This is a genomic window from Paenarthrobacter nicotinovorans (assembly GCF_007670255.1).
Lineage (GTDB): Bacteria > Actinomycetota > Actinomycetes > Actinomycetales > Micrococcaceae > Arthrobacter > Arthrobacter nicotinovorans_B.
This window is the reverse complement of sequence record NZ_SZVS01000004.1, coordinates 100,449-114,778: the sequence shown is the minus strand read 5'-3', so window position 1 is coordinate 114,778 and position 14,330 is coordinate 100,449. Positions and strand designations below refer to the sequence as shown.

Annotated in this window: 13 protein-coding genes and 1 tRNA gene; 1 reads left to right on the top strand and 13 read right to left on the bottom strand. The window is 63.6% G+C overall.

The window, feature by feature from the left end; translation table 11 throughout:
* Position 1 precedes the first annotated feature (1 nt).
* A complete protein-coding gene (locus FDP28_RS07720) occupies positions 2-490 on the bottom strand; it encodes an FHA domain-containing protein FhaB/FipA (protein ID WP_144660191.1) in 489 nt (162 codons plus the stop codon).
* A complete protein-coding gene (locus FDP28_RS07715) occupies positions 487-1,236 on the bottom strand; it encodes an FhaA domain-containing protein (protein WP_144660188.1) in 750 nt (249 codons plus the stop codon). The genes FDP28_RS07720 and FDP28_RS07715 overlap by 4 nt, the downstream gene beginning before the upstream one ends.
* Before the next feature lie 374 nt (positions 1,237-1,610).
* Between FDP28_RS07715 and FDP28_RS07710 the strand changes: the two genes are divergently transcribed.
* A tRNA-Leu gene (locus tag FDP28_RS07710) sits at positions 1,611-1,693 on the top strand.
* 123 nt (positions 1,694-1,816) lie between these two features.
* On the opposite strand, the gene FDP28_RS07705 is transcribed toward FDP28_RS07710, so the two are convergent.
* The 11 genes from FDP28_RS07705 to FDP28_RS07655 all read right to left on the bottom strand — a co-directional run bounded on the left by FDP28_RS07705 (position 1,817) and on the right by FDP28_RS07655 (position 14,316).
* Positions 1,817-3,016: an aminotransferase-like domain-containing protein gene (locus FDP28_RS07705; RefSeq protein ID WP_144660186.1), complete on the bottom strand. Its 1,200-nt coding sequence runs from the start codon at positions 3,014-3,016 to the stop codon at positions 1,817-1,819.
* Positions 3,013-4,677 (bottom strand): ABC transporter ATP-binding protein, encoded by a 1,665-nt coding sequence (locus tag FDP28_RS07700; protein ID WP_144660184.1) that lies wholly within the window; start codon positions 4,675-4,677, stop codon positions 3,013-3,015. Before FDP28_RS07700 ends, FDP28_RS07705 begins: the two co-directional genes overlap by 4 nt.
* Position 4,678: 1 nt before the next feature.
* Positions 4,679-5,533: an ABC transporter permease gene (locus FDP28_RS07695; RefSeq protein WP_144660182.1), complete on the bottom strand. Its 855-nt coding sequence runs from the start codon at positions 5,531-5,533 to the stop codon at positions 4,679-4,681.
* On the bottom strand, positions 5,530-6,483 hold the full coding sequence (locus FDP28_RS07690) for an ABC transporter permease (protein ID WP_144660180.1): 954 nt from the start codon (positions 6,481-6,483) through the stop codon (positions 5,530-5,532). The genes FDP28_RS07695 and FDP28_RS07690 overlap by 4 nt, the downstream gene beginning before the upstream one ends.
* Complete coding sequence (locus FDP28_RS07685) at positions 6,480-8,132, bottom strand: ABC transporter substrate-binding protein (RefSeq protein WP_144660178.1); 1,653 nt, start codon at positions 8,130-8,132, stop codon at positions 6,480-6,482. The genes FDP28_RS07690 and FDP28_RS07685 overlap by 4 nt, the downstream gene beginning before the upstream one ends.
* A 58-nt stretch (positions 8,133-8,190) precedes the next feature.
* Positions 8,191-9,588, bottom strand: coding sequence for an FAD-binding oxidoreductase (locus FDP28_RS07680; protein WP_186313549.1), 1,398 nt, complete (start codon positions 9,586-9,588; stop codon positions 8,191-8,193).
* A 279-nt stretch (positions 9,589-9,867) separates the two neighbouring features.
* Positions 9,868-10,566 carry a FadR/GntR family transcriptional regulator gene (locus FDP28_RS07675; protein WP_144660172.1) on the bottom strand — a complete coding sequence of 233 codons (699 nt, stop codon included), beginning with the start codon at positions 10,564-10,566 and terminating at the stop codon, positions 9,868-9,870.
* 10 nt (positions 10,567-10,576) lie between these two features.
* On the bottom strand, positions 10,577-11,704 hold the full coding sequence (locus FDP28_RS07670) for an L-talarate/galactarate dehydratase (protein ID WP_144660169.1): 1,128 nt from the start codon (positions 11,702-11,704) through the stop codon (positions 10,577-10,579).
* A 114-nt stretch (positions 11,705-11,818) separates the two neighbouring features.
* Entirely contained in the window at positions 11,819-12,685 is an 867-nt protein-coding gene (locus FDP28_RS07665) for an AraC family transcriptional regulator (protein ID WP_144660167.1), read from the bottom strand.
* 97 nt (positions 12,686-12,782) lie between these two features.
* Positions 12,783-13,718, bottom strand: coding sequence for an EamA family transporter (locus FDP28_RS07660; protein ID WP_260842384.1), 936 nt, complete (start codon positions 13,716-13,718; stop codon positions 12,783-12,785).
* Positions 13,711-14,316, bottom strand: coding sequence for a helix-turn-helix domain-containing protein (locus tag FDP28_RS07655; protein ID WP_222120622.1), 606 nt, complete (start codon positions 14,314-14,316; stop codon positions 13,711-13,713). Before FDP28_RS07655 ends, FDP28_RS07660 begins: the two co-directional genes overlap by 8 nt.
* Positions 14,317-14,330 lie beyond the last annotated feature (14 nt).

The window sequence follows — 14,330 nt, the reverse complement described above, 5'->3', positions numbered from 1 at the left end:
ACTATGGCCTCAATTCAATGACCGTCTTGCCGATTCTCACGGGGACACCGAGCTCCACCGGCAAAGCGCGCGTGAGCTGCTGATCGGCCAGGTAGGTGCCGTTGGTTGAGCCGAGGTCCTCGATGAACCACCGGCTGCCCTGCGGGAACAAACGCGCATGCCGTCCGGAGGCGTAGTCATCCTCCAGGACCAACGTTGCTTCCTGTGCGCGGCCGAGCAGGATCGGGCTGGCGGCGAGGGGAACCGTGGTGCCCTTGAGGGGCCCCTCGGTGACAACGAGCTTGCGGGCGTGCTGGATGGCCGGCGGTGGCGAAGCGGCCAGTTCCGGATGTTTGCGGACTTCGCGTGCCGTGGGGACTCCGGTCACGGCCTTGCGGCCGATCTGGAAGTCACGGCGCATGGTGGACACGATGCTGAAGATCAGAATCCACAGCAGCAGGAGGAATCCAAAGCGAAGCGCTGTAATGGTCAGTTCGCTGACATCGTTCACGCGTGGCCACCCGGGGTCTGGGGGAGGAGGCGGAAAATAATCTTGGTACGTCCCATCGTGATGGTTGAGCCGTCTGTAAGCTCCACGCTGCCGTTTACCTTGTGTCCGTTGACGTAGCTGCCGTTCGTAGAGCCGAGGTCCACAGCCCATGTACTGCCGTGTTCGGTGCGCACTTCAAGGTGCTTCCGCGAAACACCGGTGTCATCCACCAGGATGTCAGCTTCCGAAGAGCGGCCCAGCACGACGCTCGGGGCGTTGAGTGAGTACCGCTGGCCGTTGATGTCCAAAACAGGCTGGAGGCGCGTGGGCTGCCGGGCCGGGGCTGCGGGAACATTGGCGCGGGGAGGCTGCGGTGCAGGAGTCCCATCGCCGGACGACTTCTCAGTCCGGGAAGCAATTTCGAAGTGGCCTGCCCGTTCTTCGTCGTTTCGACGGAACGAGATCCTGACAGCTCCCTGGAGCGTGTAGCCCTGGCTGCGAACGTGTTGGATGACGACGTCGCACAGTTCCTCGGCGAGCGGCGTTCCCCACTCCTGGGCCCGGGCGAAATCCTCATCGCTGAGCAGGACATCGAAAACATTGGGAGCGAGCGTACGTCCGGCGGAAATAGTGATGGACTGGTTGTCCAGTTCCCGCCTCAGTTTGCTCGCGATTTCCACCGGCTCAACCCGTGCCCGCGACCCTGTGGAGAAGACGTTGCGGACGGCTTTTTCAATGCCGCGCTCGACTTTGTCCAGCAAACCCATGTTCCTTCTCCTTTCCTTGCCGCGGCACCTGCTGTGCCTGGTCCGATACTCCTGCTGCTGGTCCGTCTGTGCACACACCAAAGTGAGTGCCGAGCGGCCCTTCCACTTCCCGATACTACTGGGACTGACTGGGAATGACCTTAATCCACAACGCCTTGTGCCCCGGAAAAGTTCGGCCGTGGCCCGCGTTGGCGGGGATCCCGGGGGGTGAAAAAACCTTGAATTTCCGCGGATTCATAGGTATTTGTCCCCTTTCCAAGGCGTGGCACGCGGCTCGATTGGTGTTTTGCTCCGCATGTCCGTTATGCTTGATCTCGCTGCTTTTGAAGGAAGCGAAGCTGGGAAACCAGTCAAGATCCGGAAAAAGAAGTTGCGCGCGAGTGGCGGAACGGCAGACGCGCTGGCTTCAGGTGCCAGTATCCGAAAGGGTGTGGGGGTTCAAATCCCCCCTCGCGCACGCAAAGAAAAGCCCCCGATCTACGGATCGGGGGCTTTTTTGTTGCCCGCCCACCCAACCAGGGGACAGCACGCGTCCTAATCAGCCCTCATTAGGGCATGTGCTGTCCCTAGTTGGGTACGGCTAGGGGAGTTGGCGCTTCAGGGCACGTCCCAGGCGTGCTGCGGCCTCTTCCAGCTTTTCGGCGGAGACGTCGCCATAGGCCAGGCGCAGGTGGCGGTCGGCATCCGTTCCCGGTCCCGAGGGGAAGAACGAGCCGCGCTGGTACTCCACGCCCTCGGCACTGGCGTCCGCTGCCAGCTGGTCCGGATCCACTGCATCGTCGGCCAGTCGCGGCCACAGGAACAGGCCGCCCTCGGGAAGCACGGACTCAAACGCGCCAGGTGCTTCCCGGTCCAGCGCTGCCACCAGGGTCTCTGCACGGCTCCGGTAGAGGGCACGTGCCTTGTTCAGCGTGGCGTCGAAGATTCCGGGGTCGGACGTGACCAGCTCGCCGATGATCGCCTGGACCAGCGTCGAGCTGTGGGAGTCCTGGCGGCTGCGAAGTGCCACAAGGTCGCGGGACAGGTGCTCGGGGGTCACGGTCCACCCCAGCCGAAGCCCGGGACCCAGCGTTTTGGTGAACGTATTAATGTGCAGCACGTGGTCGGAGTTGTTGAATTCCTCCACGCTCTCCTGCTCTCCCGCGAAACGCAGCTCACGGTAGGGGTTGTCCGCCAGGATCACGAAGCCATAGTGCTCCGCGAGGCGCACGAGTTCCGCACGGGCTTCCCCCGGCAGGGTGCCCTGCGAGGGGTTGTGGAAGTCCGGCACTGTATAGAGGGCGGATGGTCGGGCACCGCCGCGCAACAGGTCGCTGAGATGGTCTACGTCCAGCCCGCGCGGCCCAACGAACACCGGCAGGGTCCTGGCGTCGGAAAGCTGCAGGCCCCGCAGGAACAACGGGAAAATCGGGTTGTCCACGGCTACCAAGTCGCCGCGCTCCACCACGGCCTGAATCGCCAGGGACAAGCCATGGAAGCCGCCGTTGGTGATCAGGATGCGGTCCACAGGCACCCCTTCACGCTCGGCGATCCATTCGCGCAAGGGCGAGATGCCTTCCGTACGCGAATACTGCAGGGCGGGAACCCCCGGCCGCGCCAATACACGGGCTGTTGCTTCCGCTATCTCTGTGGTGGGAAGGACGCCCGGATCCGGAATGCCACCCAGGAGTTCGATTGCGTCCGCGCGCTTGTCGCGCAGGGTGGCGTCACCGAAACCCTTGGGTGCCGTGAAGGCCTCGATCAGGGCAGGCCTGCGGGTGGTGGTCAGGTTCACGGTCATGCTGATGCCTTCGCTAGTTGTTTGGTGTCGGATACTGGCGCGGCCAAGGGGATCGCCTCCAGGAGTGACTGTGTATAGGGATGCTGCGGCCGCAGGAAGATGTCTTCCACAGGCCCGTCTTCGACGACCTGCCCGCGCCGCAGCACGGAAACTGTGTCCGCCACCTGCCGCACCAGCGCGAGGTCGTGGGAAACGAACAGATACGTCAGGCCCAGTTCGCGCTGCAGCTTGGACAGCAGCTCCAGGATTCCCGCCTGGACGCTCACGTCGAGTGCGGACGTCGGCTCGTCCAGAACGACGACGTCGGGACGCACCACGAGCGCGCGGGCGATTGCTACGCGCTGCCGTTGGCCGCCGGACAGATTCGCGGGCCTGCGTGATGCCACGGATTCGGGAAGGCCCACCGCATCCAATGCTTCACGGACGCGTTGGGCCCGTTCTGCCTTGGTCCCCACCCCGAACTGGTCCAGGGGTTCCCGGATGATCCTGCTGACCTTCCACGTGGGGTCCAGTGACGTGAACGGGTTTTGGTACACCAGCTGGAGATGGCGCCGGATTTCCCGGACTTCAGCTCGCGACCTTCCCGACGTCGATTCCCCGGCTACCGCGATCTCCCCACCGTCCGCTTGTTCAAGACCAAGCAGCAGCCGGACTGCCGTTGTCTTGCCCGATCCTGATTCGCCCACCAAGGCGTGGGTGCGTCCGCGTTCAACGGAGAACGAGACCCCATCAACGGCCAGCACTTCCTTGCCGCCTGCGGTGAAGCGTTTTGTCACGGCGCGCACGTCGATCTGGGCGGGCTCAACAGATGGTGGGCCGGCCGCGTCCGTCCGGGAGACGCCGTCGTGCGCTGCATCAGTGGCGAGCCGCTGGTTCCGGTACCTGTCCGGGTGCAAGGCCGGGACGTCTGCTTGGAGATTCCTGGCGTACTCGGTCCTGGGGGCCGCGAAAATCTCGCGCGAAGCGCCGCTTTCCTGGACCGCTCCATCCTTCAAGACCACCAGGGAATCGGCGCGCTCGGCGGCAATTGCGAGGTCGTGCGTGATGAGGAGCAGGCTGATGTCCAACTCGCTCCGGAGCTCGGTCAGCATGTCCAGGATCAGCTTTTGAACGGTGACGTCCAAGGCTGAGGTGGGTTCATCGGCCACGATCAGGGACGGCCGCGGCAGCACGGTCAGGGCAATGAGAACGCGCTGCAGCATGCCGCCGGAGAGCTGGTGTGGATAGGAGTCGTAGACCCGCGCGGGATCGGGAAGGCCAACCTGCTCCAGCACGTGGAGGATCTTCCGGCGTCGCACCTCGGGATCGGTCTCGCCGAGCAGAGCGGCTGCCTCATGAGCTTGTGCGCCGATGGTCCGCACCGGATTGAGGGCCGACGCGGGGTCCTGCGGGATGAACCCGAGTTCCCGGCCCCTGTACGGCCGGAACTGCTTCTCCGGCAGGGAGAGGAGATCCTTGCCGTTCAACTCCACTGTCCCGGTGGCGGTCGAACCGTGGGGAAGCAGGCGAAGGACGGCTTTGGCGACGGTCGACTTGCCCGAACCCGACTCGCCGATCAGCGCGAGACTCTCGCCTTTGGCGAGTGAAAACGACACATCATGGACGACGGCGGCATGGTCGTAAGCGATCGACAAACCTTGCACTGTTAATAGGGAGCTCATGTCACTTCGCCTTTCGCAGCCAGCGGCTGATGCGGTTGACGGACAAGACAGTAATGACGATGACCAACGCCGGCGCGTACACGAGCCACGGTGCCGTGACGTAGGTTTTGCCGGAGGCCACCAGCAGGCCCCAGTCCGAGGCAGGGGGCGGATCGCCGTAGCCGAGGAAAGCCAGGGACGCGATGATCAGGATGGACGTGCCGAACTGGAGCACAGCCAGGACCAGCACAGAGCGGTAGGCGTTGGGCAGGATGTGTCCCAGCAGGGCGTGGAGGCGGTTGCCGCCTTCGAGGTAGGACGCTTCGACGAATGTGGCGCCGCGGACACGCATCACTTCGGCGCGCATCAGCCTGGCGAAAACCGCGACGGCGGACACACCGGTTGCGATGGCCGCGTTGATGGTCTGGAAACCCAGGGAACTGACGATGACCACAGCCAGGAGGAAGCCCGGAATGGCCAGAAGCACATCGACCAAGCGGCCAAGGATGGAGTCGGTCCAGCCGCCGCGGAATCCTGCTGCGAGGCCGATGATGCTGCCCACTACCAAGCCGATCAGGACGGCCACCAGGGCACTCGTGACCGAGGAGGCCGTGCCGTAAACCACGCGTGCGTACTGGTCCCGGCCAAGGTAGTCGGTCCCGAACCAGTGCGCGGCGCTGGGTGCGGCCAGTTTGCTCGCGGTGTCGCCGGTAACCGGACTGTAGTGCGTGAAGATACCCGGTACCAAGGACCACAGGATGACGAGGAGAACCACGGCGAAAGACAGGATCACCGTGACCGGGGGAAGTCCGTCCGTCAGCTTCCTCTGGGTTGGCTCTTGTTTGTTGAGCTGGGGACTGCTGAGCAGGGCGGTCATGCGCTTACCTTCTCCCGGAGTTTGACGCGCGGATCGAGCAACGGTGACGCGAGGTCCGCAAGGAGGTTGACCGCCACGAACACCACCGCGGAGAGGGAAACGACTGCCTGAAGGACCGGTTGGTCCTCGCCCGTCACAGCTTTCTGCACCACGGTGCCGATGCCGTCCCGTCCGAAGATGGTTTCCGTGATGACCGAACCGCCCAGGAGTTCACCCACGATCAAGGCCACCATGGCTACGGACGGCAGGGCTGACGGCTTCACCAAGTGCTTGGCGAAAAGCCTGGCTTCCGTCAGTCCACGGGAACGGGCTACTACCGCGTACTCCTGCCGGGATTCGTGGTCCAGGCTGGCAATCAACACCTCGGCCAGGGGAGCCGAGACGGGAATTGCCAAGGTGATGGCCGCAAAGAGCGTAGCCACGGGACTGTTCGGGTCGGTGGTGGTGAACGAATGGAGCCGGAATGCGAAAAACTCGATCAGGATGAGGCCGATCACGAAGTTCGGCACGGACAGGAAGAACGACGGGATGGAGCGGACAATCGCGGCCCACTTCCCGGGAAGGTACTGGGCACCGTAGGCGATGGCCACGGCGAAGACGATCGCGATCACCAGGGCACTCGAGGCCAGTGTAAGGGTGGAAGGCAGGGCATCCCCGACAATCTGGGTCACCGGCAGGTTGGACTGCAGCGAAAACCCGAGCTCACCTGTCAGGAAGCGGCCCAATGACAGGAGGAGCTGGACGATCACCGGTTGATCGAGCCCATAGAAGGCCACGATCCGCTGGATGTCCTCCTCGCTGAGGCCGTGCTGCGGGTCGCGGAGCGTGTTGGTGATCGCGTCACCTGGGAGCACGCTGATGACCAGGAACGTCAGGACATAGGCGAGGAGGACAACGATGACCGCCTGGCCCACACGCGTGAGGGCAAAGCGCTTGTAATCGCTGGTCACTGTGAAATCCAGGCGGTGTAGAAGTTGGCGTAGGCCAGGCCGTTGTACTGGACGTCCTTGATCTTCGGGCTGATCAGGTACAGGCGCTGGACCAACTGGTTAAGGGGAACAAAGTAGCCCTGGTCCAGGACGTACTTCTGCAGTTCGTCGGCAACCTTCTCACGGGAGGCCCTGTCCGAAGCGGTAGCGATCGCCGTCGAGAGGTCGTTCAGCTTTTGGTCGCTGGTTCCGACGCTGAACCAGTCCTCGCCCTTGTTCTGGCTGGTCAGGACACCGGCGACCGTGCCGACGTCGACGAAGCTGCGGGAGGTCTGGAACAGCGGCGGCTTGCTGGCCTGGATGGCTGCGTAGCCCGCAACGTCCACCACCTTGAGGTTGACCTTGATGCCTACCTTCTTCAGCTGCTGGGCGATGAGTTCGTCCTCGGCCTTGGTGGAGGGGACGTAGGGGTTGGGCGTGAGCGTGAATTCGAGGGTTTTGCCGTCCTTGGACCGGTAGCCATCGGAGCCCTTGGCCCAGCCGGCGTCGTCGAGCACTTTGTTGGCCTTCTCGGGATCGAACTTGAAGGAGTCGCTGAAGTCGCCGGCTTCGGGGACGTTGCCCTGGATGAAGGTGGTGGCAGCGTTCCAGTCGTCGGTGTAGACGGTCTTGCGGATCTCTTCGCGGTCGATGCCGTGTTGGATGGCCTGGCGGACGGCGAGTTCGTTGGTGGGGAAGGCCGTGGTGTTCACCTGGAAGCCGTCCACGAAGCCGAGGTAGCGGGGTGTGCCGACGGTAAAGCCCTGGGCCTTGAGGGATTCGATCTCCTGCGGCTCAACGTTGAAGGCAACATCTGCCTGGCCCGAAACCACGGTGGAGGTACGGACCGAGGTGTCCTTGATGACCTTGTATGTGATGGTGTCCAAGCGGGCCGGACCCGTGTGACCGAGCGCCGCCGGGCCCCAGTTGTAGTCCTTGCGCTTCTCCAGGACGTAGCTGTCGCCCTGCTTCCAGGACTTGACCACAAACGGACCGCTGCCAATTTCCTGGCTGAGGTCCGCCTGCGCTTCAACCGGCAATGCCAGGGTCTTCGGCGAGAGCAGGATGCAGCCGTGGTAGGCCAGCGTGGCAATGAAGCCGAGGGCCGGAGAGGAGAAGCTGACCTTGACCGTTTTGGGATCGGTGGCTTCGGCGGAGGCGAAGTTGGTGGAAGGGAACAGGCCAACCTTGCTGATGCCGCGCGCAGAGTCGCCCTTGGCCCAGGCGTTCAGGTTGGTGACCACGGCTGCAGCATCCAGCGGGGTTCCGTCCGAGAAGGTCACGCCTTCCTTCAGGTGCAGGACAAAGTCCTTGGCCCCGTTGAGCTCCTCCCACTTCTCGGCAACCCAGGGGCTGAGCTCGCCCTTTTCGTTGACGTAGACCAGCTTGTCCGTGATCTGGCCCCAGAGGTTTCCCTCATAGCTGGAGATAGCGGTCTTGCTGGGGACCCAGCCGGTGTCGTAGCCCTGGATCAGGAAGGTGACGTTCCCGCCTTCCACCGGGGTGCCCCCGTTCGCGCCGGTGCTGGCGGTTGGCCCGCCGCAGGCTGTGATCAAGGCCGACGTGGACAGGGCGCCGAGGCCTGCAAGGAAGGTGCGCCTGCGGAATTCAGGGGTTGCGAAGGTGTTCATGGATTCTCCTGGGATGCGTTGGGTGTGGCCGTTGGGGTGGCCGGGTTTTACTGATTGGCTAGATGGCCTTGCCGGGGTTCAGCAGCTGCTGGGGGTCGATCGCTGCTTTGATGGCGTGCTGGAGTTCGCGGCTGCGCTGGGAAAGTTCCAGTGCGGCCCACTCCTTCTTGATGGAGCCCACGCCGTGTTCGCCGGTGACGGTTCCGCCGAGCGAGAGCGCCACCTTCACGAGTTCAGTGGCCGCTTCCTGCAGCGCGGCAGGCGGGTTGGGGCCGTCGTCGGGCGTCTTGTCCAAGGTGATGAGCGGATGAAGGTTCCCGTCGCCGGCGTGCGACACTGCGGAAATATCGACGCCGAAGCGGGCTTCAAGCGCGGGGAAAGCGGCGTAGACGTTGCCGAGTTGGGATTTCGGTACGGCGATGTCCTCGCCGATGTACCACTTGTCCTGTGGGAGGCCTCGGCCGCTGCGCCGCAGTTCCCAAAGCCGCACGCCGTCGTCGTCGGCTTCCACGGTGACCCGACCGCCGGCAGCAGTGAGCGCCGTCGCCAGTGCGGCAGCTTGGTCGCCGATGCCGAAGCCGTCCAGTTCGATCAGGATCAGCGCACCGCCGCGCTCACGGAGCGCAGTACCGGAGTGGGCGTCGATGTTGTGCAGGCTCGGGGTGTCGAAAAACTCGATGGCCGCCGGGCGTACGGGCGAGAGCGTGATGGCTGCCAGGCCCTCCGTTCCCTGGGCCGTGGTGTCGAAGAAAGCGCTGACGGTTTTCCGGGCGACGGGGATGGGGCGGAGCCTCACTGTAGCGCTCACGACGATGCCGAGGATGCCCTCGGAACCGACAAACAGCGAGGTGAGATCCAGGCCCGTGACGCCCTTGATGGAACGGTGCCCTACGGTGATGAGGCTTCCGTCGGCGAGTACGACGTCGAGGGACAGAATGGATTCGCGGGTCACCCCGTACTTGGCGCACCGCAGCCCGCCGGCGTTGGTGGCGATATTCCCGCCGATTGAGGAAATGTCAAAACTTGCAGGATCCGGTGCGTAGAAAAGGCCGTAGGGCTCGAGGTATTTGTTGAGTTCGGCATTGATGACGCCAGGTTCAACAACGGCGACCTCGTCCAGCGGTGAAACTTCGATAATCCGATTGAGCTTTTCCGTGGAAATGACCACCTGATTTACCCTGGCAGTCGCCCCGCCCGACAGGCCGCTGCCGGCCCCGCGGGGGACTACCGTAACGCCGAGTTCCGCGGCGAGCCTTACTGCCTCTTGGACTTCGTCCGCTGACGCAGGGAGGACGACGGCGGGCCCTTCTGTTTGGGCTGTCGGCACAGTTTTGGCGGTGGCGGCGTCGTGGCTGTAGCGGATGGTCTGCGTGCCGGGTTCGATGACCTCGATGCTTTTCGGCAGCTGCCCAAGGTAGGCGTGGATGGTTGATGCTTCGGTCTGCTGAGTTGTCATGCCGGGGTGCTTTCTGTCCGGGTGCATGACAAGACAGAAGTCCCTGCAACGAAGCACCCAAAGGCTTTGATGGATATCCCGGTCCATAAAATGACTGGGTCATCAAAAAATTACCGGTCCTTGGAATTCGGATGCCAGTTTCGTGAAACTTCAATCAATAGTTCTCAATGGGACGACGTGGGGATTCCAATTCCGTTAAACGGCGTCGCTAAAGGACGAAATGTTTCCTCGCGGGAACACGTAAAACGTCATGTGACAGTTGGGCCCGCCGCTGGGAGGTCAGTCGCGCGCGGAACCCGTGAGCCGGCGTCGTGAGTTGCTGAGGTGGAGGCGCATGGCGGCCGCGGCAGCCACGGGATCGCGCTCCGCGATTGCCGCGTAGATGGAGGAGTGCTCGTGGATCACGTGGTCGAAGCGGTCGCGGCTTTCTTGGTCGTCCCCCGCGACGAGGCGCGGGCGGGGCATGGCGATCATGGTTTGGCCTAGGGCGGTAATGCAGTCCGTATAAAAGGGATTGCCGGAGGCGGCGGCGACGGCGCGGTGGAATTCGAAATCCGCCTTCATGGCGTGCGCCGGGTGGGCGGCGTTCGCTGTGAACTGCTCCAAGGCGCCGTGGACTGCTTTCAGTTGCAGCTCGCTGTGGTTCCTGGCCGCAAGGGCCGCCGCCTCGGTTTCGACGCCGATCCGGAAGTCCAGCATCTGAAGCCGTTCTTCCATGCTGGATACCGGCCGCGTTCCCGGCGCTTGTGTTGGGCCTTCCGCGGGGGGAGTCAGCGCGAAGCTGCCGCGTCCGCGTTCGGTTTCCACAAGGCCCTCGGCTTGCAGCCGGGTCAGGGCGGAGCGGACCACGGTCCTGCTCACCCCGAACTCGCTGATGAGGGTGTTTTCGCTGGGGAGCTTTTCACCTGGCTGGATGACGCCGTCGACGATGCGGTTGCGGAGGTCGGCGGCGAGATCCGCGGTCAGGTTTCGGCTCATGGGTTCCAGATTACGCGCCGAACTCCACGGATTCGGTGGTCCACGCACGGGCCTGATGGCTTAAGGTGACGCCAAGTCCGGGACGGTCCGGGACGATCATGCGGCCATTCTTGGTCTCCAACCGTTCCTCAAAGAGCGGGTCCAACCAGTCGAAGTGCTCCACCCAAGGTTCACGTGGATAGGCAGCCGCCAGGTGCAGGTGGATTTCCATGGCGAAATGCGGCGCCAGGCCAAGGCCCCTCTCATCTGCCAGGGCGGCGAGGCGCAGGAACTGGGTGATGCCGCCTACGCGCGGCGCATCAGGCTGGATGATGTCGCAGCTGTTGGCGTTGATGAGGCCCTTGTGTTCGGCGACGGAGGCCAGCATCTCGCCCGTGGCAATGGGGGTGTCCAGAATCTGCGCGAGGTGTGCGTGACCTTCGAAGTCGTAGGCATCCAGTGGTTCTTCGATCCAGATGAGGTTGAACTCTTCCAACTGGCGGCCCATGCGCAGGGCGGTGGCACGGTCCCACTGCTGGTTGGCGTCCACCATAAGCGGCACGTCCCAGCCGATGTGCTCCCGGATCCCGGCCACGCGGCGAAGGTCTTCCGTGGAATCGGGCAGGCCAACCTTGATTTTGATCCCGCCGATGCCCTTCTCGAGGGACTGCGTGGCACGTGCTTTGACCTCCTCCAAGGTGGCGTTGAGGAAGCCGCCGGAGGTGTTGTAGGTCTGGACGGAGTCGCGGTAAGAGCCCAGGAGTTTGGCCAAGGGGAGGCCTGCGCGTTTGGCTTTGAGGTCGTAGAGGGCGATGTCGACGGCGGCCAACGCCTGTGTTGCCACGCCTGACCTTCCGACGGACGCGCCGGCCCAGAGGAGCTTGGTGTAGATCTTGCCAATGTCGTTGGGGTCCTCGCCGATGATGCCCTCGGCGACTTCCTTGGCATGGGCATACTGGGCGGGTCCGCCGGCGCGTTTGGAGTAGCTGAAACCGACGCCGCTGTGGCCCTGTTCGGTGGTGATCTCGGCGAACAGGAAAACAACCTCCGTCATCGGCTTCTGGCGCCCGGTGAAAACTTTGGCGTCGCTGATGGGTACGGCGAGGGGCAATCTCGCGGTGGACAGTTTGACGTGCCGGATGAGGTCGACGGTGCTCACGGGGTCTCCTAAGTAGTTTTACTTAGGATACAAGTTGAATACTTGTTCTACAAGAGATGATGTTTCCGGAGGAGCCCGCCGGTATGGCCATTGGCCTGCCGGCGGGCTGATCCTTCAGCCGCGTTCCACAGGGAGCCACAGTTCGCAGCTCGCTGTGCTGAAGTCCTCCGCGCGGTCGAGGACTGCCACAATCGCTGGTCCTGGACGGAGCCGCCACGGATTGGAGGGGAACCAATCGGTGGCAGTGGAGGCCCACGTGGACTGAAGAACCTCCGGGTAAGCCCCTTCGGCATGGAACACCGCCCAGATGCCCGCGGGAACCTCGATCGCGTCGAGCTCCTGGGGCGCGGGTGTCGATTCGGTGACGGCGACCCCATGAAGGTAGGTCAGCTCGCTGCCCTCCTTATAGTCCGGGTCTACGTCGGCGCTCACCTGGAGCAGGCCACCGGGGTCGGTGTTGCTCAATTCCTTGAGCCGGGCGTGCTCTGCTATTGGCAGTGAGGCGATGTGTGCCTGGATGTGCGGGTTTGGGCCGTTGTGTATAAGCGGTACACGTGCCGAACGACCGATGAGTTTGAATGCCGGCCGTTCTGCGATGCGAGTGTCCATTGTGGTGTTCCCTTCTACGGTCAGGCGGAACCTGAGCTGCGGTTGTGTGCGAAGGGGGCCGCCGTTCCGGCGCACGTCGCTCGGACCGACGCCGTGTACTGATCGGAATGCCCGGCTAAAAGCCTCCGTTGAGCCGTAGCCATACCGCACAGCGATAGCCAGCAGGTCGCCCGTCCCGAGAACGTCCGTTGCAGCCACCGTCATCCGGCGTCTGCGGACGTACTCGGAGAGCGGCATGCCCGCCAGTGATGAGAACATTCGGCGGAGGTGGTACTCCGTCATGCCGAGCCTGACCGCCAAGTCATCAATATTGATCTCCTCGGTGAGGTGACCATCGATAAAATCGACGAGTTGGTTTAGCGCTGAGATCACGGTTCTCCCTTCACCTACAAGCCTGCTCGTCCGGTTCACCCCGAACCCTACTATCGCGGTCCGATTCGATCACCGCTCGCAGAGCGCCCGTCCTCAACTAGCTTCCAACGCGTCCCTCTCCGTTCCTCACGCCACCAGGCGCCGCCGGTACATCCGTCGTCACTACCGGCTTAGGCGCACGCTTCCCATCCTGCTGCGCCGCCGTCCCAGCCACCACCACCAGCGCAACCCCAACAAGCTGCATCAGCGTGGGCGACTGCGCCAGCACCAGCAGGCCGATGAGCACGCCAAAAGCAGGCTCAATGGACAGCAGTGTGCCAAAAGCGGTGTGGGTCATGCGCCGCAAGGCCAGCATTTCCAAACCAAAAGCGATCACTGGAGTAATCAGCGCGATCCCCGCGGCCATCGGCAGAACCCACCACTCAAGCGAGCCACCCAGTACCTGCGGCAACCCAAAGGGCAGGGTGGCCAACGCGGCAACCGGAATGGTGAGCGACAACCCGCTGATGCCCGAGAATCGATCACCCACATGCTGCGTCAGCACGTTGTACAGGCCCCAGCAAACACCGGCCGCCAAGGCGAATCCCACTCCGGCCAGGTCGATCGCGCCATGCCAGGGTTCCGTCAGCAGAACCACGCCGATGAAGGCCAGCAGCGGCCACACCAGCGCCTTTCGGCGGTGACTCATGATGCCGGCCACCGTGAGGGGTCCCAGGAATTCGATCGCGACGGCGGTTCCCAGCGGAATACGCTCGACGGCGGCAAGGAAGAACGTGGTCATGAAACCCGTGACAACGCCGAGGGCAATCAACGCCGGCAAATCGCGGCGGCGCAGGGACCGGATGGCCGGCCGACTGACCATCCACAGGAAAACGACTCCAAAGCACATGCGCATCCATGCTGTACCTGCCGGTCCGATCTGACCGATCACGCTTACCGACAGGGCGTTGGATAGTTGAACCGCCATCATGGCGGCAACAGCCATGGACCAAGGCGGAAGTCCACCAATTGCTCCGGACAGGCGGTTACGCATTGGGAGCCTCCGTTCGGTGTCCCGCTCCGACCCCGGGTTCGAAGACCGCCAGCGTGAAGCGGGACGGAGATATGCCGGGGTTGGCATATGAATGCGGGACATCGCTGCGGAAAGTGAGGGCATCGCCAGCGCTGAGCTCGTAGCTCTCTGTCTCGATCTCTATGGTGAGGGCACCTTCCTGCACCTGCAGCAGCTCGCGCGTTCCCGCGGAGTGTGCCTCGCTCCCGTGCAGTTCCCCGGGTGCCAGCGTCCAGTCCCACAGCTCGACGACGTCGGGAGACTCAGTGCCCGCGACCAGCACGCCGCGGCCGCCCGACGGGCCGGTCCAGAGTAGCGCGCCTTCACCTGAACGGGTGATCCTGGCCGCCCGGGGTGCCGGCGGCTCGACAAGCGCAGGCAAGCCCACTCCCAGGGCGTCACTGATCCGAAGGAGGGTTCCGATGCTCGGATTCACGGCGCCTTGCTCTACGTTGACCAGCATCCTGCGGCTCACGCCGGCGAGTTCGGCCAACTTGTCGAGCGTCCAGTCGCGGCCCTTGCGTTCTTGCTTGACGCGCTCTCCAATGGCGCGAGCCAGGCTCTCTGCACTGTCTTCCATGTAGTGCAGCATAC

Bases quoted from the DNA above. Each gene is read 5' to 3' on its own strand.
- FDP28_RS07715 (WP_144660188.1), bottom strand. From the start codon at position 1,236: ATGGGTTTGCTGGACAAAGTCGAGCGCGGCATTGAAAAAGCCGTCCGC.
- FDP28_RS07705 (WP_144660186.1), bottom strand. From the start codon at position 3,016: ATGACCGTGAACCTGACCACCACCCGCAGGCCTGCCCTGATCGAGGCC.
- FDP28_RS07700 (WP_144660184.1), bottom strand. From the start codon at position 4,677: ATGAGCTCCCTATTAACAGTGCAAGGTTTGTCGATCGCTTACGACCAT.
- FDP28_RS07695 (WP_144660182.1), bottom strand. From the start codon at position 5,533: ATGACCGCCCTGCTCAGCAGTCCCCAGCTCAACAAACAAGAGCCAACC.
- FDP28_RS07685 (WP_144660178.1), bottom strand. From the start codon at position 8,132: ATGAACACCTTCGCAACCCCTGAATTCCGCAGGCGCACCTTCCTTGCA.
- FDP28_RS07680 (WP_186313549.1), bottom strand. From the start codon at position 9,588: ATGACAACTCAGCAGACCGAAGCATCAACCATCCACGCCTACCTTGGG.
- FDP28_RS07675 (WP_144660172.1), bottom strand. From the start codon at position 10,566: ATGAGCCGAAACCTGACCGCGGATCTCGCCGCCGACCTCCGCAACCGC.
- FDP28_RS07660 (WP_260842384.1), bottom strand. From the start codon at position 13,718: ATGCGTAACCGCCTGTCCGGAGCAATTGGTGGACTTCCGCCTTGGTCC.
- FDP28_RS07655 (WP_222120622.1), bottom strand. From the start codon at position 14,316: ATGGAAGACAGTGCAGAGAGCCTGGCTCGCGCCATTGGAGAGCGCGTC.